The sequence below is a fragment of the Kitasatospora sp. NPDC030952 genome (genome assembly GCF_055571335.1).
In genome coordinates this window covers 275,083-296,515 of sequence record NZ_JBVIFM010000002.1, presented here as the reverse complement: position 1 = coordinate 296,515, position 21,433 = coordinate 275,083, and the positions used below count along the sequence as shown (strand labels likewise).

General features: G+C 74.2%; 16 protein-coding genes and 2 pseudogenes. 9 read left to right on the top strand and 9 right to left on the bottom strand.

The features are described from left to right. Positions 1 to 4 precede the first annotated feature (4 nt). Positions 5 to 1,543, top strand: coding sequence for an AMP-binding protein (locus tag ACZ47G_RS06120; RefSeq protein ID WP_465740265.1), 1,539 nt, complete (start codon positions 5 to 7; stop codon positions 1,541 to 1,543). 75 nt (positions 1,544 to 1,618) lie between these two features. Here the strand turns inward: ACZ47G_RS06120 and ACZ47G_RS06115 are convergent, their stop codons facing one another. Together ACZ47G_RS06115 and ACZ47G_RS06110 are read right to left on the bottom strand one after the other, a co-directional pair. Continuing rightward, complete coding sequence (locus ACZ47G_RS06115) at positions 1,619 to 3,979, bottom strand: non-ribosomal peptide synthetase (RefSeq protein WP_465740264.1); 2,361 nt, start codon at positions 3,977 to 3,979, stop codon at positions 1,619 to 1,621. Next, complete coding sequence (locus tag ACZ47G_RS06110) at positions 3,976 to 5,355, bottom strand: condensation domain-containing protein (RefSeq protein WP_465740263.1); 1,380 nt, start codon at positions 5,353 to 5,355, stop codon at positions 3,976 to 3,978. Before ACZ47G_RS06110 ends, ACZ47G_RS06115 begins: the two co-directional genes overlap by 4 nt. Before the next feature lie 286 nt (positions 5,356 to 5,641). On the opposite strand from ACZ47G_RS06110, the gene ACZ47G_RS06105 reads away from it, so the two are divergent. From ACZ47G_RS06105 to ACZ47G_RS06095, 3 genes are read left to right on the top strand one after another with little or no spacing between them, the layout of a single operon-like run. After that, entirely contained in the window at positions 5,642 to 8,176 is a 2,535-nt protein-coding gene (locus tag ACZ47G_RS06105) for a non-ribosomal peptide synthetase (RefSeq protein ID WP_465740262.1), read from the top strand. A 14-nt stretch (positions 8,177 to 8,190) separates the two neighbouring features. After that, on the top strand, positions 8,191 to 9,588 hold the full coding sequence (locus ACZ47G_RS06100; protein ID WP_465740261.1) for a serine hydroxymethyltransferase: 1,398 nt from the start codon (positions 8,191 to 8,193) through the stop codon (positions 9,586 to 9,588). Positions 9,589 to 9,644: 56 nt separating this feature from the next. Then, complete coding sequence (locus ACZ47G_RS06095; RefSeq protein WP_465740260.1) at positions 9,645 to 9,851, top strand: MbtH family protein; 207 nt, start codon at positions 9,645 to 9,647, stop codon at positions 9,849 to 9,851. Positions 9,852 to 9,919: 68 nt separating this feature from the next. On the opposite strand, the gene ACZ47G_RS06090 is transcribed toward ACZ47G_RS06095, so the two are convergent. Beyond that, positions 9,920 to 10,573 carry an FMN-binding negative transcriptional regulator gene (locus tag ACZ47G_RS06090; RefSeq protein WP_465740259.1) on the bottom strand — a complete coding sequence of 218 codons (654 nt, stop codon included), beginning with the start codon at positions 10,571 to 10,573 and terminating at the stop codon, positions 9,920 to 9,922. Positions 10,574 to 10,588: 15 nt separating this feature from the next. Then, positions 10,589 to 11,890, bottom strand: a complete 1,302-nt coding sequence (locus ACZ47G_RS06085) for a lysine N(6)-hydroxylase/L-ornithine N(5)-oxygenase family protein (protein ID WP_465740258.1) — start codon at positions 11,888 to 11,890, stop codon at positions 10,589 to 10,591. Positions 11,891 to 12,263: 373 nt separating this feature from the next. Here ACZ47G_RS06085 and ltaE point away from each other — a divergent pair, with 373 nt between their 5' ends. The 4 genes from ltaE (at position 12,264) to ACZ47G_RS06065 (ending at position 15,877) form a co-directional block, all read left to right on the top strand. Further along, positions 12,264 to 13,361 carry a low-specificity L-threonine aldolase gene (gene ltaE, locus ACZ47G_RS06080; protein ID WP_465740257.1) on the top strand — a complete coding sequence of 366 codons (1,098 nt, stop codon included), beginning with the start codon at positions 12,264 to 12,266 and terminating at the stop codon, positions 13,359 to 13,361. Between the two features lie 254 nt (positions 13,362 to 13,615). Beyond that, the gene (locus tag ACZ47G_RS06075; protein WP_465740256.1) at positions 13,616 to 15,133 is read left to right on the top strand and encodes a threonine/serine exporter family protein; all 1,518 of its coding nucleotides are present in this window, start codon (positions 13,616 to 13,618) and stop codon (positions 15,131 to 15,133) included. Positions 15,134 to 15,260: 127 nt separating this feature from the next. Further along, positions 15,261 to 15,560, top strand: a complete 300-nt coding sequence (locus tag ACZ47G_RS06070) for a WhiB family transcriptional regulator (protein ID WP_465740255.1) — start codon at positions 15,261 to 15,263, stop codon at positions 15,558 to 15,560. Between the two features lie 161 nt (positions 15,561 to 15,721). Beyond that, a complete protein-coding gene (locus tag ACZ47G_RS06065; protein ID WP_465740254.1) occupies positions 15,722 to 15,877 on the top strand; it encodes a DUF6131 family protein in 156 nt (51 codons plus the stop codon). Positions 15,878 to 15,956: 79 nt separating this feature from the next. On the opposite strand, the gene ACZ47G_RS06060 is transcribed toward ACZ47G_RS06065, so the two are convergent. Together ACZ47G_RS06060 and ACZ47G_RS06055 are read right to left on the bottom strand one after the other, a co-directional pair. Next, positions 15,957 to 16,205, bottom strand: coding sequence for a hypothetical protein (locus ACZ47G_RS06060; RefSeq protein ID WP_465740253.1), 249 nt, complete (start codon positions 16,203 to 16,205; stop codon positions 15,957 to 15,959). 142 nt (positions 16,206 to 16,347) lie between these two features. Continuing rightward, a pseudogene (locus ACZ47G_RS06055) lies at positions 16,348 to 16,758 on the bottom strand (TetR-like C-terminal domain-containing protein); the annotation flags it as partial. Positions 16,759 to 16,760: 2 nt separating this feature from the next. On the opposite strand from ACZ47G_RS06055, the pseudogene ACZ47G_RS06050 reads away from it, so the two are divergent. Then, a pseudogene (locus ACZ47G_RS06050) lies at positions 16,761 to 17,510 on the top strand (MFS transporter); the annotation flags it as partial. Between the two features lie 83 nt (positions 17,511 to 17,593). Here ACZ47G_RS06050 and ACZ47G_RS06045 read toward each other — a convergent pair. From ACZ47G_RS06045 to ACZ47G_RS06035, 3 genes are read right to left on the bottom strand one after another with little or no spacing between them, the layout of a single operon-like run. Next, positions 17,594 to 18,289 carry a formyltransferase family protein gene (locus ACZ47G_RS06045; RefSeq protein WP_380462685.1) on the bottom strand — a complete coding sequence of 232 codons (696 nt, stop codon included), beginning with the start codon at positions 18,287 to 18,289 and terminating at the stop codon, positions 17,594 to 17,596. Positions 18,290 to 18,335: 46 nt separating this feature from the next. Then, entirely contained in the window at positions 18,336 to 19,610 is a 1,275-nt protein-coding gene (locus ACZ47G_RS06040) for a cytochrome P450 (RefSeq protein ID WP_465740252.1), read from the bottom strand. Positions 19,611 to 19,612: 2 nt separating this feature from the next. Next, positions 19,613 to 21,397 carry a beta-ketoacyl synthase N-terminal-like domain-containing protein gene (locus ACZ47G_RS06035; RefSeq protein WP_465740251.1) on the bottom strand — a complete coding sequence of 595 codons (1,785 nt, stop codon included), beginning with the start codon at positions 21,395 to 21,397 and terminating at the stop codon, positions 19,613 to 19,615. Between the last annotated feature and the right edge of the window lie 36 nt (positions 21,398 to 21,433).

Sequence of the window (21,433 nt, the reverse complement as noted above, 5' to 3'; positions counted from 1 at the left end):
GCGCATGAGTCCCGCTCCACTCTCGCTCTGGGGCGGCGAGTCCCGACCGCCGTGCCTGCTGACCGCGTTCCACGACCAGGCCGTGCTGCGCGGCGCGCAGACCGCCGTCGTGGACGGCGGCCGGAGCCTCGGCTACGGCGAGCTGCTGGCCTGGGTCCGGGGCATCGCCGAGGGCCTGGCCGCGGCCGGGATCGGCCCGGGGGACCGGGTCGCCGTCACCGGCCGGCGCAGCGCCGCGGTGGTGGCCGCGATGCTCGGCACCATGTGGGCCGGCGCCGCCTACCTGCCGCTGGACCGCGAGTACCCGGCGGCCCGGCTCGCTCACATGCTCAAGGACAGCGGCGCCGGCCTGCTGCTGTACGCGGACGAGCCGCCGGAGTTCGAGGTGCCGGTGCCCAGCCTGCCGATCGCCGGTCTGCCGACCACCGGAACCGCCGACCCGGTGGACTGCCGGCCCGAGCTGTGGACGTACCTCATCTACACCTCCGGCTCCACCGGCCTGCCCAAGGGCGTGGCCGTCCCGCACAGCTGCCTGGACACCATGGCCGACTGGCAGCGCAACCACTCCGTACGGCCGGAGCTGCGCACCGCCCAGTTCGCCCCGCTGAACTTCGACGTCTCCTTCCAGGAGGTGCTGGGCACCCTGTGCGGAGGCGGCACGCTCGTGGTGGTGCCGGAGGAGCTGCGGCAGGACCCGTTCGAGCTGCTGGAGTGGCTGGGCGAGCACCGGATCGAGCGGCTCTTCCTGCCGTACGTCGCGCTGCAGATGCTGGCGGTGGCCGCCGCCGAGGAGGAGTCGCTCGACCACCTGGCGCTGGCCGAGGTCAACGCGGCCGGGGAGCAGCTGGTCTGCACCCCGGACATCCGGGCGCTGTTCGCCCGGCTGCCGCGGTGCCGGCTGAACAACCACTACGGGCAGAGCGAGTCCGCGATGGTCACCGCGCACACCCTGACCGGCCCCAGCGACTCCTGGCCCGCGCTGCCGCCGATCGGCACGCCGCTGCCCGGCTGCGAGCTGCTGATCGATCCGCTGGACGCGGCCGAGCCGAACGTCGGCGAACTGCTGGTGGCCGGTGCCCCGTTGTCGCCCGGCTACCTCAACCAGCCGGAGCTGAACGCCAAGCGCTTCGTCACCGTCGACCCGACCCCGCAGGGGCACACCGCGGCCTTCCGCACCGGGGACCTGGTCCGGCTGTCGGACGGCGTGGTGACCTTCCTCGCCCGCCGGGACAAGGACGTGAAGATCCGCGGCTACCGGGTCAACCTGCTGGAGGTCGAGGTGCGGCTGCTGGAGCTGCCGACCGTCTCCGCCGCGGTCTGCGTGGCCCTGGACGACGGACAGGGCTCGCGCTCGCTGCACTGCGCGGTGACGGTGGACGCGGGCGCCGAGCCGCTGGACGGCGCCCGGGCGGCGGAGGAGCTGCGCCGCCACCTGCCGGACCCGTACCTCCCGCGCTCCTTCACCACGCTGGCCGCGCTGCCGCGCACCCACAGCGGCAAGGTCGACCGGGACGCGGTGGCCCGTACGCTCGCCGCGCGCTGACACCGTGCGGCTGACACCACGCGGCTGACACCGTGCGAAAGGGCCGGCTCCGGGGCCGGCCCTTTCGCCGTCCGCTCAGCGCAGTGACGGGCGCTTGCTGGTGCCGCGCCGCTCGGTGACGATGGCGGCGACCGCGGCCACGGTGTCGGCGGTGATCAGGTCGGTCACCTTCAGTGCGGTGCCGAAGCGGCGGTTCAGCCGGCCGACGACCTGGATGGCGGCCAGCGAGTTGCCGCCGAGGTCGATGAACGAGGCTGCGGCGCCCGGGACTTCGGCCAGTCCCAGCACCTCGTGCCAGGTCTCGCCGACGGCGTCGCGGACGGCCGGATCCGACTCCACGACGGACGCCGGGGCCGCGGCCCCGGCGGCGAGCCGTTCCAGCTCCGGCCGGGCGATCTTGCCGTTCTGGTTCACCGGCAGCTCGGCGAGCGCGGACACCCGGGCCGGGACCATGCTCGCCGGCAGCCGCTCGCCCAGGTGGGCGCGCAGTTCCTCGCCGGAGACGGTGGCCGACCCGGCCACCGACACGTAGGCGGCCAGCGACTGGGCGATGCCCGCCGAGTCGCGCACCGGCACCACGACGGCGTCCGCCACCGCCGGGTGCTCGCGCAGGCAGGACTGGATCTCGCCCAGCTCGATCCGCACGCCGCCGATCTTCACCTGGTGGTCGACCCGGCCGATCAGCTCCAGCTCGCCGTCCGCCCGCAGCCGGGCGAGGTCGCCGGTGCGGTACAGCCGGGCGCCGGGGACGGCGGAGAACGGGTCGGGCAGGAAGCGCTCGGCGGTGAAGGCGGGCCGGTCCTGGTAGCCCCAGCCGACGCCCAGCCCGCCGAGGAACAGCTCGCCGAGCTGGTCCACCGCGGCGGGTGTGCCGAAGGCGTCCAGCACGTGGGCGCTCTGATTCGTCATCGGCCGCCCGTACGGGATCGAGCGCCAGCGCGGGTCGACGGCCGTCACGTCGTAGTAGGTGCTGTCCACCGAGACCTCGGTGGCGCCGCCCAGGCTGATGAAGCGGGCCTGGGGGAACGCCTTGCGGACGGCGTCGGGCTGGGCCAGCGGGATCCAGTCCCCGCCCAGCAGGAAGGCCCGCAGCGCGCCGGTGCGGCCGGTGCCCCAGGTGCGCAGGAACTGGGCCAGCGAGGACGGGACGGAGTGCCAGACGGTGATCCCGGCGTGCTCGACCAGTTCGGCCCAGTGCTCGACGTCGTTCTCCTTGCCGCGCTCCGGCAGCACGAGCGTGGCGCCGGTCATCAGCGCGGCGAACACGTCGTAGACCGTCATGTCGAAGCTGGGCGAGGAGACGCCGAGGATCCGGTCGCCGGGGCCGAGGCCGTAGCGGGCGCTGAGGTCGAGGATCATGCCGGTCCGGCCGACGTGGTCGAGCAGGGCGCCCTTGGGCTCGCCGGAGGAGCCGGAGGTGAAGATGACGTAGGCGAGGTCCCGGCCGGTCACCGGGGCGTCCGGGCGGGGCGCCCCGGCGGTGGCCGACGGCAGCTCCGCGACCGGGCCGAGGGCGATCACCGGCACGTCCGGCGCCGGGTTCTCGGCGCCCAGGGCGTCGGCGACCACCACGTCCACCCGGCCCAGCCGGTGCAGCACCTCGCGGCGGTGGGCCGGCAGCATCGGGTCCAGCGGGACGAAGGCGGCGCCGGTCTTCAGTGCCGCGTACGCCGCCACCACCAGCTCCGCGCTCCGGGTCGCCGCCACGCCGACCCGCCCGCCGACCCCCACCCCGAGGGCGGCGATCCGGGCGGCCAGGGCCTCCGCCTTGGCGTCGAGCTCGCCGTAGGTCAGGCTGAGGCCGCCCTGGACCACGGCGATCCGCTCCGGGGCCGCGGCCGCCTGCCGCTCCACCCGCCGGTGCAGGCAGACCGGCTCGGTGAGCGGCGGACCGGGGCGGTTCAGCTCGGCGACCAGCTCCCGCTCGGCGGCGGTGCGGTGGTCGACCTGGTCGATCCGCAGTTCGTCGGGGGCGTCCAGGTAGGCCGCCAGGTGGGCGGCGATCCGGGGGAGCGCCTGCTCGTCGTCCGGTCGGGCGGTGGCCCGCAGGCGCAGCGTCCAGCCGCGGTCGGCGGCGGGGGAGAGGGCGAAGACGGCCGGGGAGGCCTGGGGGTCGACGGACAGCTCCAGCCCGCCCTGGCAGTCGGTCAGCCACCGGGCGAAGGCGGCCCGGCAGGCCCCGAGGGTGGGCGTGGAGGAACCGGTTCCGGCCAGTTCGGCGGGTTCGGTCCGCCAGGCCGTCCAGGCCTCCGCCCCAGCCACGCGGCCCCAGACGGTGACCGGCCGCAGGCCGCCGTACCGCAGCACCAGCGCGCACAGCCCGGCGGCGAGGTCCGCGGGCGCGGCCGCCCGCAGACCGCTCAGCGGCTCGGACTCGACGGCGCCGGCGCGGTCGCTCCACAGCACCGGGAGGGCGGGATCGGCGTGCTCGGTCATGGGTGGGCTCCCTGGTCGGGTTCGTGAGGGGTGGGGGCGACGGCGGCGAGCAGCCGGGAGACGCGGGCGCCGGGGCGGTCCGAGGCCGCCCGGAGCAGCTCCCGCAGCTGGTCGGCCAGGCCGGCGGCCCACGGCGCGTCGAACGCCTCGGTGGAGTACTCGATGCTGAGCAGGAAGTCCGGGCCGTCCTCGATGAAGGTCACGGTGGCGTCGAAGGCGTGCTGCCCGGGGTACAGGTCGACGTCCTCGCAGGTCACGCCGAGCAGCTCCGGGCGGCCCGGGGCGCTGCCGCCGGTGCGCAGCTGGAGGGTGACCTGGGCCAGCGGATTGCGCCCGGGCCGGCGGGCGGGGGCGAGGCGGCGCACCACGGTGGCGAACGGCACCTCGTGGTCGATGGCCGAAAGGTTGGCGGCGTTCAGCCGGGCGGCCAGCTCGCAGAAGGCCGGGTCGTCCGCGAGGTCGGCGCGCAGCACCACCATGTTGACGAAGTAGCCGATCAGCGGCTCGAGTTCCGGCTCGCCGCGGCCGGCGAGCAGGGTGGCGAAGGCGGTGTCGGTGCGACCGGTGCGCTCGGTCAGGGCGAGTGAGAAGGCCGCGCCGAGCCACGAGAACAGCGACACCCGGGCGGCCCGGGCCAGGTCGGTCAGCGCGCGGTGCAGGCCCGGGTCGAGCCGCACCAGCAGCCGGTCGGCGGCGAAGGAGGGCCGGCGGGGGCGCGGGCGCCCGTGCGTCAGGTCGACGGTCGGCGCGTCGCCCAGCGCCTCCGCCCAGTAGCCGAGCAGTTCCTCCAGCTCCGGGCCCTGGAAGCAGTCCCGCTGCCACCGGGCGTACCGGCGGTAGGGCACCGGCAGTTCGGGCAGCGCCGCCGCCGGGTCCCGCCCGGCCAGCAGTGCGGCGTACCCGGCGGAGAGTTCGTCGGTGAGCAGCCGCAAGGACCAGCCGTCGGTGGCGATGTGATGCATCACCAGGGAGAGCACGTGCTCCTCCGGGCCGAGCCGGAACAGCCGCAGTCGGAACGGCCGGCCGGCCGCCAGGTCGAAGGGCTCGCGGGCCTCCCGGTGCAGCGCGGCGGCGAGTTCGGGCCCGTCGGCGACCTCGCGCAGCGGCAGCTCGGCCTCGGCGGGCGGCAGCACCTGCTGGTACGGCTCGCCGTCGTCCTCGCGGAAGGCGGTGCGCAGCACCTCCTGGCGGCGCACCACCACGGTCAGCGCGGCCCGCAGCAGATCGGTGCGCAGCGGGCCGCGCAGCCGGAAGGCGAGCGGGACGTGGTAGGCGGCGGTGCCGGGCACCAGCTGCTCGAACATCCACAACGCCTCCTGACCGGAGGACAGTTCGTACCGCTCGGCCGGGTCGGCCGGGCCGCCGGAACCGGGCATCGTGCTCCCATCGCTGAAGGGGGGTCGGGGGCGTTCGGAGCGGCCGGGGCGGAGGGCCGGTGCGTCGCCGGGGTGCTCGGGTGCCGGGGCGCGGGCGGTGGAGGGCGCGCCGGACCGCGGGCGATCACGGGCCAGTCTGTCAGCGATGCGCACTCTGCGGAAGATCCTTCCGGGTGGAGGGCCGGAAAACTCCGGGGGGAACGGAAGTTGGTTGTCATCCCTCGGCGGGTGAGGTATCCCTTGATCCAGAACCTGTCCGGTGCATGCTCACTCCCAGGAGTCCCCAATGACCGGCCCACACCCTGCCGGCGGTCCCGTCACCACGGCGGCCGTGGGCCTGGTCCGGCTGCCGTGCGACCGGTGGCCCGCCGACCGGCCGGTCAGCCGCGGCGGTTCGCGTACGCATCCGGTCCCGGCGCCGGTGCTGGCGCGATTCCTCGATCTGGCGGGGGAGTTGGGTGCCGGTCCGGACGCCGGGCTGGCGGCCGTGCTCGCGGTGCTGCTGCACCACTACCGCGGCCAGGACGACGTGGTGGTCACGCTGGAGCGGCCCGACGGTCCCGACGGTCCCGACGGTCCCGACGGTCTCGGTGGCCGCGGTGGCCTCGGTGGCCCTGACGGTCCCGACGGCCCCGGCGAGGCCCGGATCACGGTCGCGGACGACACGAGCCTGCGCCGGATCTGGCGGGACCTCGGCGCACAGCCGGCCGAGGCAACAGGTGACCCCGGCGCACAACCGGACGAGGCCGCAGGGGAGTCGGACGCCCCGCTGACCGTACGGCTGCGCGCCGACGGCCCGGGCGCCGCGTTGGAAGCCGCGTACGACCCGGCGCTGCTCGACGACGCCACCGCCGAACGCGTGCTGGCACACGCCGCCCGGCTGCTGGAAGCGCTGGTCGCCGACCCCGACGGCCCGGCCCGACGGGCCCGGTTCGGCTCGGCGGCGGAACGCCGGCGGGTCCTCGCGGAGTGGAACGGAACCGGGGCGCCGTACCCCGACTCCACCGTGGTGGCCGCCTTCGAGGAGCAGGCCCGGGCGACGCCGTCCGCGCCCGCCGTCGAGTGCGAGGGCGAGGTGCTCAGCTACGCCGAACTCGACCGGCGGGCGGGCCTGGTGAGCCGCCGGCTGCTGTCCGCCCAGCGCTCCGGCTTCGTCGGGATCCACCTGGAGCGCTCGATCGAGCTGGTGGTGGCGATCCTCGGGGTGCTCAAGGCCGGGCTGGCGTACCTGCCGCTCGACCCCGAGCTGCCCGCCGACCGGATCCGCTACCTGGTCGAGGACTCCGGCGCCGGTACGGTGCTGTGCCGCCCCGAGGACCTCCACGCCTTCCCGGACGTCACGGCCATGACGGTCCATCAGGCCGTCGAGGAGCCGGTCGAGGAGCCGGCCGGGGCGGAGCCCGGGCGCCCGGAGATCACCGGCGACACCCCGGTCTACCTGATCTACACCTCGGGCTCCACCGGCCGCCCCAAGGGCGTGCTCAACCGCCACGCGGGCGTCTTCAACACCGTCCACTGGCGCCAGGAGCGGTTCGCGCTCACCCCCGCCGACCGGGTGCTGCAGAAGACCCCGTTCGGATTCGACGTCTCCGCCTGGGAGTTCCTCTGGCCGCTGGTCTCCGGCGCCTGCCTGGTGGTCGCCCGCCCGGGCGGCCACCGGGACACCCGCTACCTCAAGCGGACCATCCGGGAGCGGGGCATCACCGTCGTCCACTTCGTGCCGTCCATGCTGGACGCCTTCCTCGAAGAGGACGAACTGCCCGAGCACTGCGCCGGACTGCGCCTGGTGTTCGCCAGCGGCGAGGCGCTCGCCCCGCCGACCGTCCGGGCCTTCTTCGAGCGGCTGGACTGCGAACTGCACAACCTCTACGGGCCGACCGAGGCCTCCATCGAGGTCTCGCACTGGCAGGCCACCCGGGAGTTCGCCGGGCGCGACGTGCCGATCGGGCGGCCGATCGCCAACACCGGGCTGTACGTCCTGGACGAGCGGCTGGAACCGGTGCCGGTCGGCGTGGTCGGCGAGCTGTGCATCGGCGGGGTGCAGGTCGCCCTCGGCTACCACCGGCAGCCGGAGCTGACCCGGGAGCGGTTCGTCGCCGACCCCTTCACCCCCGGCGGTCGGCTCTACCGGACCGGCGACCTCGCCCGGCACCGCACCGACGGGCAGATCGAGTACCTCGGGCGGCTGGACGACCAGGTCAAGATCAGCGGCTACCGGATCGAACTCGGCGAGATCGAGACCGTGTTGCGGGCTCTGCCCGGCGTCGCGCAGGCCGCGGTGCTCCCGGTCGGCGAGGACGGCGCCCGGCGGCTGGCCGCCTTCGTGGTGCCCGTCGAGCCGGGCGCCCTCGACCCGGAGGGGTGCCGCTCCGCGCTCGCCCGGCAGCTGCCCGGCTACATGGTGCCGAAGCAGTTCACTGAACTCGCCGCCCTGCCCACCTCGACCAACGGCAAGCTCGACCGCCGTGCCCTGGCCGGGCTCGCCCGGCCCGCCGATCAGGCCCAGGCCCCCGCCGACGACGCCGGGAACGCCGGGAACGCCGACGACGCCGGGAACGCCGGGAACGCCGACGACGCCGGGGACGCCGGGAACGCCGAGGCCGGCCTGGAGCCGACCCTGCGCGCGCTGTTCGCCCAGTCGCTGGGCGTCGCCGAGGTCGGCCGCCACGAGGACTACTTCGAACTGGGCGGCCACTCGCTGGCCGCCGTGAAGCTGGCGACCCGGATTCGGGCCGCGCTCGGAGTGGACCTCGACGTCTGGACCCTGTTCGACTTCCCCACCGTGGCCGAGTTGGCACGCGAACTCGCCCGGCCACTCTGACGAAGGACGATCCCATGTCAGTTCCACCCGCCCCCGGCCGCGCCCCGGAGGACGCCGAGGAGACCGACGACTCCGAGGACACCGTGCGCGACCTGCTGCTCGCGGGCGCCGAGCGGCTCGCCGCCGACGACCCGGAGCTGCACCGGGTGCTCGCCCGCGAGCAGGCCCGGCAGAACGCCACCCTCTCCCTGGTGGCCTCCTCCAGCGTGGTCGACCCCTCGGTGCTGGCGGCGCAGGCGTCCACCGCGGTGAACGTGACCGCGGAGGGCTACCCGGGCCGCCGCTACCACGCGGGCTGCGGCGTCATCGACGACATCGAGAGTCTGGCGATCGAGCGCGCCCTGAGCGTGTTCGGCGCCCGCTACGCCAACGTCCAGGCCCACTCGGCGACCACCGCCAACTACGCGGTGCTGTCCGCCCTGCTGGACCCGGGGGACACCCTGCTGGGGATGAACCTGGCCGAGGGCGGCCACCTGACCCACGGCAGCCCGGCCGCGTACGCCGGGCAGTACTTCGACGCCGTCGGCTACGGGCTGGACGCCGACGGGCTGATCGACTACGACCAGGTGGCCGCGCTGGCCCGGGAGCACCGCCCCCGGGTGATCATCTGCGGGGCGACGGCCTACAGCCGGATCGTCGACTTCGCCCGGTTCCGGGCCATCGCCGACGAGGTCGGCGCCTACCTGATGGCCGACATCTCGCACGTCGCCGGGCTGGTCGCCACCGGCCTGCACCCCAGCCCGGTCGACCACGCCCACATCACCACCGCCTGCACCCACAAGCAGCTGTTCGGCCCGCGCGGCGGCCTGATCCTGGCCGGCCGGGACCACGACGCCCCGGCGCCCAAGGGCAGCGGCGACCTCGCCGGCTTCCTCCAGCGGGCGATCTTCCCGTACTACCAGGGCGCCCCGGCGCTCAACGCCATCGCGGCCAAGGCCCGCGCACTGGCCATCGTGGCGACCCCGGGCTTCGCGGCCACCACCGGGCGGATCGTCGACTTCTCCCGCGGCATGGCGGCCGAACTCGCGCGGCGGGGCTACCCGATCGTCTCCGGCGGGACGGACAACCACACCGTCCTGGTGGACCTGCGGGCCCGCGGCCTCAGCGGCCTGGTGGCCGAGGAGGCGCTGGAGGACTGCGGGATCGTGGTCAACAAGAACCGGGTGCCCGGCGACACCTCCCCGCCGCTGGTCGGCGGCGGCGTGCGGCTCGGCTCCAACAGCGCCGCCCACCGGGGGATGGCCGGGCCCGAGGCGGCGCGCTGCGCCGAACTGATCGACACCGTGCTGTCCGCCGTCACCCCGCTCGGGCCGCGCAGCTACCTGCTGGCGGACGACGTCCGGTACGCGGTCTCCTCCCAAGTCGCCGAACTGGCGGCCAAGTTCCCCCTGCCCGGCTACCCGGCCAACTAGGTCCCATCACCACCTGGGTCCCATCGCCCACTAGGTCCCATCGGAAGGAAACGCACATGAGCGAGCTCGAAGACGACCGCCGGCACCTGGTCGTCCTCAACGACGAGGAGCAGTACTCCGTCTGGCCGGCCGAGCGGGACATCCCGGCCGGCTGGCGGGCCGAGGGGTTCGCGGGGACCCGCGAGGAGTGCCTGGAGCACGTGTCGGAGGTGTGGACGGACATGCGCCCGCTGAGCCTGCGGCGCGCCACCGGCCCCTCCTAGTACGGCGACGCCGGAGGCCCGGGGCGGGTGGTACCGCCCCGGGCCACCGGCGTTCCGGTGTCACGGGCTCAGCCGGCCTCGGTGCCCAGTCGCAGCGCCCGCATGGTGTCGGCCACCTCCCGGTGCAGCCCGGAGCCGCTGTCGGCGAACCGGTCGATCACCCGCTGCCGCACCTCGGCGTCCTTCTCCTGGCTCAGCTTGAACATGGCCTCGACCTTGGTCACGGTGAAGTGGATGCCGCCGACCGCGCCCACGATCTGCCGGTGGTACTCCAGCGACGGGGCTAGCGGCATCTTGTCCCCGAAGCGGTCCTCCAGCGTCTGCGCGGTGGTGTGGACGATGGTCAGGGTCTCGTCGTCCCCGGCCAGTTCCACCGTGCCCTCCAGGTGGACCGCCACGTAGTTCCAGGTGGGGGAGACCATCGCGGCCGAGTAGAGGGTCGGCGTGACATAGCCGTTGGGGCCGTGGAAGACCAGCTTGGCCGGGCCGCCGCCGTCCGCGACCAGCTGCCGGAAGTGCGGGTTCGCCCGGGTCATGTGGGTCCACAGGCGCATCCCGAGCAGCGGGCTGCCGACGGCGGCGTCGGGCGGCACGATCACCGGGATGTGGGTCGCGTTGGGCGTCGGGTTCCCGTTGCTGGTGAGCACCGCGAGCGGGTGCCGCTCGACGACCCGCAGCGGCCAGTCGTCCCCGTCCACCTGGTAGAGCTTCGGCGTGAACACTCGTCCTTCTCCCTCTCAGCCGGTCAGTGCCTTGACGAGCATGTCGCCGATCTCCCCGGCCCGGACGGCGGTGAGGGACAGCAGGGTCTCGGAGAGCCCGTGGCTGTGCTCGCCGAAGCCCTGGACGTAGATCCCGCACCGCACGCTGTCGTCGGTCACCACCCGGTGCTCCCGGTCGAGCCGCAGCCGGCCCTGGTCGTCGAACCGGCAGTGCGGCAGCAGGCCGTCCAGGAAGACCGCCGGATCGGTGCGGGTGTACCCGGTCGCGCACACCAGTGCCTGCGCCTCGATGACGGTGCTGGTGCCGGCGGACAGCGATTCGACGTCGACCCGCAGACCATCCGGAGTTTCCGCGACTTCGCGGATCCGCGAGACGTTGTGGAAATGCAGCCGGGGCTTTCCGGCCACCTTTTCCAGATACGCCTGCCGGAACAGCGAGTTCAGCAGATCGGCGTCCACCACCGAGTAGTTGGTACTGGCGTGATAATCGACCAGACGCTGCCGGACGTCGTCCGGCGCGGTGTGGAAACGGTCCACCGCCTCGGGATTGAACACCTGGTTGGCGAACGGGCTGTCGTCGGCGACGCTGAAGCCGTACCGGGAGTGCACCGAGTGCACCTCGGCCTGCGGGAAGCGCGCGTGCAGGTGCTCGATCGCCTCCGCCGCGCTCTGGCCGGACCCCAGCACCACGAAGGAGCGCGGGTCCTGCGGCGCGATCCGCTCGACCTCCGGCAGGAACGCGGAGGTGTGCCAGATCCGGGCCGAGGCGGGCAGGTCGGCGGGCATCCGGGGCTCGATCCCGGGGGCCATCACCAGGTGGCGGGCGCGCTGGACCTGCCGGGTGCCGTCGGCCGCGACGAAGACCACGTCCAGGAACTCGATCCCGTCCTCGCCGGTGACCGGCTCGACCGCCACCACCCGCGATCCGTAGGAGACGACGTCCGCGAAGCTCTCCGCGACCCATTCCAGGTAGTCGTGGAACTCCACCCGCAGCGGATAGGCGGACTTGGTGTTGATGAAGTCCGCGAGCCGGTCCTTCGCCTGCAGGTAGCACAGGAAGGAGTACGGACTGCGCGGATTCCGCATGGTCACCAGGTCCTTGAGGTACGAGACCTGCATGGTCGCGCCCTCGATCAGCATGCCCCGGTGCCAGCCGAAGCGCGGCTGCGCCTCGAAGAAGCGCGCGGTCACCGGGGCGCCGTCGGCGGTCTCCGCGATGGCGGCCGCGAGGGCCAGATTCGAGGGGCCGAAGCCGATTCCGGCCACGTCGACGATACCGGTCCCGGCGATCACGCCGGACCGTTGCCGCTCACCCACGGACTTCCCTGCTCTCTCCCTTTTGGGGATGGGCCTTGTCTGGGTCGACGCCGAGTCAGGCCGACCGATGGCGGTGCTCAGGGCAGCACGCTGCCGCGACTCCTGATCACTCCATGACAGTAGGAGCTGCCCACCGGCTGTGCAAGCAAAAGAATGAACTGACGATCAATCCCGATGAGTTGGTGTTGTTCCGGCGAGGGCGTCGAGATCACCCTTGACGGCGGATCGGCACGCTGAATAGCATCCGAAGCGTTCGAGGTGGGGGCATGGCCGCACCCAAGTCGGCGACTCGGCAAATGAGTTCGTCACCGGCTATCCGAACTCCATTCACTGACTTTCCATCAGGAGCCGACCCGGGCAGGGTTTCGCGCGCGTGGGGATCCGTGACCGTACCGTCCTGGAACGAGAGGGCCTTCCCGCCGTGATCGAGCTGCGCAGTGACACCTTCACCCTGCCGACGCCCGCGATGCTCACCGCGATGACCGGGGCGCCGCTCGGCGACGACGTCTACGGCGAGGACCCGACCGTCAACGAGCTGGAACGCCGCTCCGCCGAGCTGACCGGCAAGGAGGCGGCCTGCTTCTTCCCGAGCGGCACCATGGCCAACCTGGCCTCGATCATGGCCCACGCCCCGCGCGGCACCAAGGCCGTGGTCGGCGCCGAGAGCGACATCTGGCTGTACGAGGCGGGCGGCGCCGCCGTCTGCGGCGGAGTCGTCTACGAGCCGGTGCCGAACCGGGCCGACGGCACCATCGCGCTCGCCGACCTCGCCGCCGCCTTCCCGGACGACCCGGACGACCCCCAGTTCGCGCTGCCCTCGCTGATCTGCCTGGAGAACACCCACAATCGCTGCGGCGGCGCGGTGCTGCCGCTCGACTACCTGGCCGAGGTGCGCCGCTTCGCCGACGCGCGGGGTGTCGCGGTGCACCTGGACGGCGCCCGGGTGGTCAACGCGGCGATCGCCGCCGGGGTGGAGGTCGCGGAGATCACCGCGCACGTCGACTCGGTGCAGTTCTGCCTCTCCAAGGGCCTCGGCGCGCCGGTCGGCTCGATGGCGGCCGGCAGCGCGGAGTTCGTCGAGAAGGTCCGCCGGCTGCGCAAGATGCTCGGCGGCGGGATGCGCCAGTCCGGCCTGCTGGCCGCCGCCGCCCTGGTCGCCCTGGACACCCGGGGGCGGCTGGCCGAGGACCACGCCAACGCCCGGCGGCTGGCCGAGGGGCTGGCCGTGCTCCCCGGCGTGCGGCTGGACGTCGACACCGTCGCGACCAACATCGTCATCTTCGAGGTCACCGACGAGCGCTTCACCTGGCGCACCTTCCTGGACTCGCTGGCCCGCCGCGGCGTGGCCGCCACCGAGTTCGGCCACGGCCGGATCCGCCTGGTGGTCCACCACGGTGTGAGCGCCGAGGACGTGACGGCCGCCGTCGCGATCGTGGCCCGGGTGCTCCAGGACGGCCCCGTGCCCGCCTGATCCGCCTGCGGCCGGTCTCCCCGGGCAACCGCACCGGCCTCCCGGGCAACCGCACCGGCCCCCGGGCAACCGCACCGGCCCCCCGGGCAACCGCACCGGCCCCCCGGGCAACCGCATCGGCAACCGCACCGACAACCGTGCCAGGGCGCGAACGACCCGTCCGCGCTCCGGGCCTGACGTTCACGAATCGGTGTCGGCGGGTAGTCGGATGGGTGCCGAGAGTAGCCGAGTGGGGGGTGATGCAGGGAGCGACGATGCCGGAACACGAGGAGAGCGGCGCGCGGGCCGGGACCGAAGGCCCGGAGGGCCGACGGGTACCGCCCCAGGGAAGACCGGGCGCGGCCGATCCGGCCCCCGCCCGCCCCGGGGCGGGCGGCGCGGTCCGCTGGCCCGAGCAGATGCTGCCGCTGCTGCGCACCCCCACCACCGCCCACGCGCCGGCCGACCACGGCGAGGAGGACGACGGCGGCGCGGACGGGCCGGCCCCCGGTGAGGTGGCCGCCGTGCTCGGCCTGGCGCTGCTGGTGGGCGAGTTGATGCTGGCCTGCGGCGAGGCCGCCGAGGACGTCGAGGCGGCGATGCTCGCCGTGGCGCGGACCTACCGGGCCCGTCCCTGCGAGCCCCAGGTGACCTTCACCCGGGTGGCGATCTCCTACCAGCCCGGCCACGGCGAGCCGCCGGTGACGGCCGAGCGCTTCGTGCGCCGCCCCGCCGGGGACTACGCGGGCCTCGCGGCGCTGTTCCGGCTGGTCACCGAGATCACCGCGGGCGGGGTCGCCGTGGACGACGCCCACCGGCGGCTGCGGGCCGTGCGTCGGCACTGCCGCCACTACCCGGCCTGGGTGCTGGTGCTCTCCTCCGGCCTGCTGGCCGGCGCCGCCACCCTGCTGGTCGGCGGCCGGGCCGACGCCCGGGCCTGGCTGGTGTTCGTGAGCGCCGTGATCACCACGATGGCGGGCGCCCTGCTGGCCGCCCTGGTCGAGCGGCACGACCTGCCGGAGTTCTACCGGATCGCCGCGGCCGCGACCCCGGCCGCGGTGGTCGGCATGCTGATGTCCTTCAACCAACTGCACCTGCGCGGCTCGGTGGTGATCACCGGCGGACTGTACGCGCTGCTGCCCGGCTGGCCGATGGTGGCGGCCGTGCAGGACGGCCTCGCGGGCTTCTACCTCACCGCCGCGGCCCGGCTGCTGGAGGTGCTCTACCTGCTGGCGGGCGTGGTCGTCGGGGTGATGACCGTGCTCTACATCGGGGTCAACAACGGCGCCGACCTGGCCGCCCAGAGCGGCCCGGCGGCGCCCGCCAACCCGCCGCTCCAGCTGGCCGCGGCGGTCCTGCTGGCGCTGGCCTTCGCGGTGCTGCTCAACACCGAGCCGGCCACCCTGCCGGCCGTCCTGGCCAACAGCGCGACGGGCTGGACGACGTACTCGGTGCTGGTCGGCGCCGGCGCGGAGCCGATCATGGCCAACGGCCTCGCCGCGGTGCTGGTGGGCCTGTCCGGCCAGCTGATGGCCCGGTACCGGGGCAGTTCGGTGCTGCCGTTCGTCACCGCCGCCCTGGGGGCGCTGCTGCCCGGGTCGGTGCTGTACTTCGGGCTGCTCGCCTTCGTCCGCGGCGAGCCCGAGGCCGGACTCAGCGGCCTGGGGCACGCCACGGCCACCGCGATGGCCCTCGCCGTCGGTGTCAACCTGGGGCGGGAGGCGGCCCGGCTGTTCCTCCCGGCGCGGGGGCCGGCCCCGGCCGTCCGCCGCCGGGGTCGGCACCGCCGCTGACGGCCGCTGACCGCCGCTGACCGGCGCTGACGGGCGCAGACGGACGCTCTCGGTCGGGCCGGCGGGCATGAACGGGCGGGACGGGGTTAGACGAACGGGGCAACCACCCCGACCGGAAGGATCCGCCGTGGCCGACCTCTCCCGCCTGCCCGAAGCACCCGAGCGCCGCTGGCGCCCCGCGCCGACGGCGGCCTGCCGCGGCGCCGACCACGGGCCGCTGTTCCTCCCCGCCGCCGAGCACGGCGCCGCCGCGACGGCGCGGGAGGAGGCGGCGAAGGCCCTCTGCGCGGGCTGCGAGGCACGGGTGGACTGCCGTCGGCACGCGCTCGCGGTGCGGGAGCCGTACGGCGTCCGGGGCGGTCTGACGGCGGCGGAGCGCCGTGCCCTGTTCACCGGCGACCCCGGTTCCCCGGCTCCCCGCCTTTGAGGACGGAGGGCCGGTCGGGGTTTGCCGGGCCCGGACAGCGGTAGACGCGGTTCATGGGTACGGCGGAGGACGTGACGGCTCCGCCACCCGGGCCGGCTCCGCGCCGAGCGTGCCGCGGTCGGCCTTCTCGGCCACCGTCCCCATCACCCTAGGGAGACACCGTGATCATCCTGGGCGTCATCCTGCTCATCGTCGGCTTCGTCATCGGGTTCCCGATCCTGTGGACCATCGGGATCATCCTGGTCGCCATCGGCCTCGTCCTGTGGGTCGCCGGCACCCTCGGGCACGCTGTCGGCGGACGGCGTCACTACTACTGACCGGCAGTCGCTCGCACGCGGGTCGGGCCGGCCAGGAGGATCCTCCTGGCCGGCCCGTGCCGGTTGCGCCGGACTGCCGTCAGGGCGCCACCGCGTCCGCTGCGGGCGGCTCCGGGTCGTCGTCGTGGGTCTCGGCCCGGCGCCGGACGTCCGCCGGGGTGGGGGCGGTGATCGAGCGCTCCTCGGCGGACCGCTCCCGGTCCCCGACCGGCCCCTCCGCCTTCTCCCGGACGTCGGCCGGGGTGGGCGACGTGATCGAACGCTCCTCGGCGGACCGCTCCTGCGCCGGTTCGTCCGGCTCGGTCCCGTGGTGGTCACGCGTGGTCATGGTTCGCTCCCCTTCCGAGGCGGCTGCGGATGGACGATCAGGCGGGTGCCCGGAAAGCCGGTACCGAATCAGCCGGCACGGGCCGGACGGCTGCGGTGCCCGGGCCGCCCTGGCGCCTCGGCGCAGTAGCGGGAGGAGCTCCTCAGCGCAGCAGTGGGAGGAAGAGGGAGTCGACGATCTCCTCCAGGACGGCGTCGGGCACCGGGGCGTAGGTGGTGAGGATCTCGTGGCGCAGCAGGTCGAAGGGGAGGGACTTGAGGCGGGCGGTGAGGCGGTCCGGGTCGACCTCGCCGCGGGCGGCGGCGCGGGCGTAGAGGGTGTCGAGGGCTTCCGCGCGGCCGGTGACGAGGGGGTCGCGCAGTTCGCCGGGGGCGGTGCCGGTCTGCTGGTGGTGGTCGGCGAGGTGCAGGTTCATCACGGTGATGAACTGCGCCCGGGTGGAGTTGATCTCCCGCATCAGGGTGAGCACGTCCCCGCGCAGGCTGCCGGTGTCGGGGGTGTCGAGGCGGGCCCGGCGGAGGGCGTGGACGAGGGCGGCGCGGACCAGTTCGTCGCAAGGTGATGGCGATCATCACCGTGCCCACCGCGCTCGGCCCGATCCTCGGGCCGGTCCTCGGCGGCGCCATCCTCCACCTGGCCGACTGGCGCTGGCTGTTCCTGGTCAACATCCCGTTCTGCCTGGCCGGCCTCTGGCTCGCCGGGCGCAACCTGCCCGAGGACCGGCCCGCGCCCGGTGAGCCCCGCACCCCGCTGGACGCCGTCGGACTGCTGCTGCTCTCCCCGGGCTGCGCCCTGCTCGTCTACGGCCTCTCCCGGATCGACGGCCGGACCGGCCTCGGCGGCGCCGGGCTGCTGCTCGTCCCGCAGGGCGTCGGGGCGCTGTTCGCCCGCGGGCTGGCGGGCCGGTACACCGACCGGATCGGGCCGCGCCGGGTCGCCCTCGGGGCCTTCACGCTGGTCGCCGCGTCCACCGTGCCGTTCGCCTTCGTCACCGCCGAGACCGGTGCGGTGCCGCTGATGGCGGCGCTGTTCGTGCGCGGGCTCGCGCTGGGCGCGGCCTACGTCGGGCTGGAGCGGGCGCAGATCCCGGACGCCAGCATCATCACCCGGGTCGCCCAGCAGATCGGCGGCTCGGTGGGCATCGCGGTGCTCGCCGTCCTCCTCCAGCACGGCAGCGGCGACGCCCGCACCCCGGCCGCCCTGGCGGCGGGCTTCGACCAGGCCTTCGGGTGGTCGGTGGGGCTCACCGCGGTCGCCGTCCCGCTCTGCCTGCTGCTGCCCGGCCGCCCGTCGGCCGCCCGGTGACGGTGCCCGGTGACGGTGCCCGGGCACGCCGGGGCCCCGCGTCCTCCCGGGGAATCCACCGGGAGGACGCGGGGCGGCGGCGCTCAGTGCTCGTGGAGGGCCCACTTGCTGCCGTCGACCCTGGCCGTGCCGGGCAGGGCGATGAGTTCGGGCTTGAACAGCGGGGGCGCGCCCATCGCGGGCTCCCAGGTCGCCAGCGACTCGTCCTGGGGGACTTCGATCCGCCGGTCCGCGGCGAGGTCGGTGACCACCTTGAGGAGCAGCCGCACCCCGAGCGGCGCCAGGTGGTCGCGCCACAGGCTCTGGGCGGTCGAACCCGGCGGGACGAACAGGTGCTGCTGGGCGGCGATCGGACCGGCGTCGGTGCGTTCGGTGAGGTGGTAGACACTGCCACCGGTCACCTTGTCGCCGTCGCGCACCGTCCACCGGATGGCGTCCCGGCCGCGGTGCAGCGGCAGCAGGCTGGGGTGGTAGCCGATGGTGGCGACGGCGGCCCGGGCGCGGGTCTCCCGGCCGAGGAAGGCGTGGGAGTGCGCGGCGAGGATGATGTCCACCCCGTCGGGCACGTGCCGGGCGCGCAGTTCGGCCGAGTCGGTCCAGGGAATGTCCCGGGGGTACGCCCAGGAGCGCAGCCGGTCCCAGCACATCGCGTTGGCCTCGTCGGACTGCCCCTTGCGCAGCCGGGGGGCGGCCGCGCCGACGATCTTGTGTCCGCTGTCCAGCAGGGCTTCCGCGACCTGCACCGCGAACGCCCCTTGTCCCGATAGGTAGATGTTCATCCGTACTCCTGCGCTGGCTGGTCGGGTCTCGGTCGGTGTCAGGTCGTCACCCGGCTCCTTCCAGTCCGGCGCGGTCGGGCTCGAACCGCACCGGCATGGTGGAGAACCCGGTCAGGAAGTTGGAGCGGATCCGCCGGGCCGGTTCGGTCTGCTCGAAACCGGTGGTGAAGTCCCGTAGGGCGGTGAGCAGTTCGGCGATCTCCACCTTGGCCAGGTAGGAGCCGACGCAGAAGTGCGGGCCGTAGCCGAAGGCCAGGTGCTTGTTGGGGGTGCGGCCGAGGTCGAACTCCCCGGGCCGGGCGAAGACCCGCTCGTCGCGGTTGCCGGAGGCGTGCCAGAGCGTGACGATCTCGCCCGGCCGCAGCCGTACGCCGTGCAGTTCGGTCTCCCGGCGGACGCTGCGCCCGAAGTGCATGGTGGGCGAGGCCCAGCGCAGCACCTCGTCCACGGCGGTCTCCACCGCGACCTCGCGCCGCTTGAGCCGCTGCCACTGCTCGGGGCGGGCGGCGAGGGTGCGGACGCAGTCGATCATCGTCAGCCGGCTGGTTTCGTCGCCGCCGATGATCAGGCTGTAGCAGTTGAGCACCACGTCCTCGTCGGTCAGCGGCACGCCGTCGACGGAGCTGGCGATCAGCATGCTGATGACGTCCTCGCCGGGGGCTTCGCGGCGCTCCTCGACGAGGTCCATGAAGTACATCAGGATCTCGTTGCGGGCCATCTCGGAGTCGACCTCGTCGATCGACTCGTGGTCCGCGGAGAGCGCCGCCTTGGTGAGGCCGAGCAGGTAGTCCTGGTCCTGTTCGGGGACGCCGAGCAGGTTGGAGATGGTGGTCATCGGGATCCGGGCGGCGATCCGTTCGGCGAAGTCGCAGCCGCCGGACTCCACGGCCTCGCGGATCCACCGCCGGGTGTTGGCCCGGACGGTCTTCGCGACCTCGTCCAACACCCTTGGGGAGAGCACCCGTTGGAGGATCTTGCGGAGTTCGTGGTGGCGGTGGCCGTCGGTGACGGCGAGCATCCGGCCGGCCCCGGCGTCGCCGCCCTCCAGCAGGGTGACCAGCACGTTGCCGCGCTCGGAGGTGAAGTTCGCGTCGTCCCGGTAGGTGGCCATGATGTCCTCGTGCCGGGTGAGCACCCAGAAGCCGCGGCGGCCGTCCACCGGGGGGTTCCAGTGCAGTGGCGCGGTGTCCCGCAGGGTGCGCCAGAAGGCGTCGAGGTCATGGCCGGCGAAGGTGGCCGGGTCGCCCAGGTCCACGGTGGCCGGGGTCGGGGTCGGGGCCGGGGCCGGGGCCGGTGTCGGTGTCGGGGCCGGTGCGTTCATGGTCACCAGTCCGTGCGCCAGAACCGGCGCGGCCGGAACGGGTAGGTGGGCAGCGGCACCCGGTGGCTGGTCTCGCCGCGGTGCAGGGCGGCGAAGTCCACCTGCCGGCCGGTCACCCAGGCGGCGGCCAGGTCGGTCAGCGCCCGGGCGTCCCGGCCGGCCGGCACCAGCCCCTGGTCGGTGCGGGTGAAGGCGCCGGTGTCGACGGGCGTGGCGGTGGCGGTCGTGGCGGCGGCCGGGCCGCCCGCCTCCTCGGACAGCGCGGCGATCAGCTCGGCGCGGCTGCGGACCACGGCCGCCCAGCGCCGGGGCATCACCTTGCGGCCGAGGTTGAGGCTGTAGCAGACGTCGTCCAGCCGCAGGCCGGGGTCGGCCTCCAGACGCTCGCGGAGCCGGGCGCGCTGACGGGCCAGCGCCTCGTCGTCCAGGGCGGACAGGGTGGCCAGCCGGGGCCGGCCCGGCTCCTCGGGGGCCCGCCCGGCGGGGGCGGGCGGCTCCTCCAGTAGCAGGTGGGCGTTGTAGCCGCCGCCGCCGATCGAGGTGATGCCCGCGCGGCGGATGCCGGACTCCGGCTCCCAGTCCGCGCCTTCGAGCTGCGGCACGAAGGGGGTGCCGGGGAGGTCGAGGTCGGGGTTGACCTCGGTGAGGTTGATCGTCGCCGGGAGCTGCTTGTGGTAGAGCGCCAGCGCCGCCTTGATCGCCCCGAAGCCGCCGGAGACCACGCCGCCGTGGCCCACGTTGCCCTTGACGCCGCCGATCGAGGTGGTGGCGGTCTGCTTGCCGAAGGCCATGGTCGCGGCGTGCACCTCCAGCTCGTCGGTCACCGGCAGGCCCAGGCCGTTGGCCTCGTACATGCCCACCGTGTCGGGGGTGACCCCGCCGACCTCCATGGCGGCGGCGATGCAGGCGCTCAGTCGCTCGGGCTGGGCCAGGCCGTAGGCCATCGCGCTGACGCCGTTGTTGTTGACGGCCGAGCCCTTGACCACGGCGTAGATGTGGTCGCGGTCGGCGACGGCGTGGCTGAGCGGCTTCAGCAGCACGGTGACGACGCCGCTGGACAGCGCGGTGCCGGTGCCGTTGGCGTCGAACGGGCGGCAGTGGCCGTCCTTCGACAGGATCCGGTTCTCCTCCCACAGGTGGCCGCGCGGGTGCGGCAGGCGCACCATCGCGCCACCGGCGATGGCCAGGTCGGTCTGGCCGAGCAGCAGCGACTGGCAGGCCAGGTGCACCGAGTAGTGGAAGCCCGCGCAGACCGCGGCCACCGTGACGGCCTCGCCGGTGAGCCCCATGTAGTAGAGGGCGTTGGAGGTCATGGTGTCCGGGGACCACGCCAGGCTGGCCTCGATCGCCTCGGGGCCGACCGACACCCGGTCCGGCGGGGAGCTGTAGAGCGCGGCGGTCTGCGGGTTGTTGGCGCCGTACATGCCGATCTCGGCCTGGAGCCGGTCCGGGTCGTAGCCGCCGTCCTCCAGCGACTCCCAGGCGCTCTCCAGGAACAGCCGGTTCTCCGGGGTCATCGCGGCGGCCATCCGGTCGCTGATGCCGAACACCGAGGGGTCGAACTTGTCGTACGTGTCCAGCACGCCGCAGGCCCGGACGTAGAACGGACTGTGGATCAGGGTCTCGTCGACGTGGATGTCGTCCTTGGCCAGGAAGCTGACGGACTCCCGGCCGTGGACGAGGTTGTCCCAGAACTGCTCCTTGGTACGGGCGCCGGGGGCCCGCAGCGACATGCCGATGACGGCCACGTCGCCCGGGTCGTAGTCCTGCTCGGGGCGGTCGGTCATGAGGGGGCTCCTGCCTCGTTCTTCGTCGGGGGTGGG

Bases quoted from the DNA above. Each gene is read 5' to 3' on its own strand.
- ACZ47G_RS06120 (WP_465740265.1), top strand. From the start codon at position 5: ATGAGTCCCGCTCCACTCTCGCTCTGGGGCGGCGAGTCCCGACCGCCG.
- ACZ47G_RS06115 (WP_465740264.1), bottom strand. From the start codon at position 3,979: ATGACCGAGCACGCCGATCCCGCCCTCCCGGTGCTGTGGAGCGACCGC.
- ACZ47G_RS06110 (WP_465740263.1), bottom strand. From the start codon at position 5,355: ATGCCCGGTTCCGGCGGCCCGGCCGACCCGGCCGAGCGGTACGAACTG.
- ACZ47G_RS06105 (WP_465740262.1), top strand. From the start codon at position 5,642: ATGACCGGCCCACACCCTGCCGGCGGTCCCGTCACCACGGCGGCCGTG.
- ACZ47G_RS06100 (WP_465740261.1), top strand. From the start codon at position 8,191: ATGTCAGTTCCACCCGCCCCCGGCCGCGCCCCGGAGGACGCCGAGGAG.
- ACZ47G_RS06095 (WP_465740260.1), top strand. From the start codon at position 9,645: ATGAGCGAGCTCGAAGACGACCGCCGGCACCTGGTCGTCCTCAACGAC.
- ACZ47G_RS06075 (WP_465740256.1), top strand. From the start codon at position 13,616: ATGCCGGAACACGAGGAGAGCGGCGCGCGGGCCGGGACCGAAGGCCCG.
- ACZ47G_RS06060 (WP_465740253.1), bottom strand. From the start codon at position 16,205: ATGACCACGCGTGACCACCACGGGACCGAGCCGGACGAACCGGCGCAG.
- ACZ47G_RS06045 (WP_380462685.1), bottom strand. From the start codon at position 18,289: ATGAACATCTACCTATCGGGACAAGGGGCGTTCGCGGTGCAGGTCGCG.
- ACZ47G_RS06040 (WP_465740252.1), bottom strand. From the start codon at position 19,610: ATGAACGCACCGGCCCCGACACCGACACCGGCCCCGGCCCCGGCCCCG.
- ACZ47G_RS06035 (WP_465740251.1), bottom strand. From the start codon at position 21,397: ATGACCGACCGCCCCGAGCAGGACTACGACCCGGGCGACGTGGCCGTC.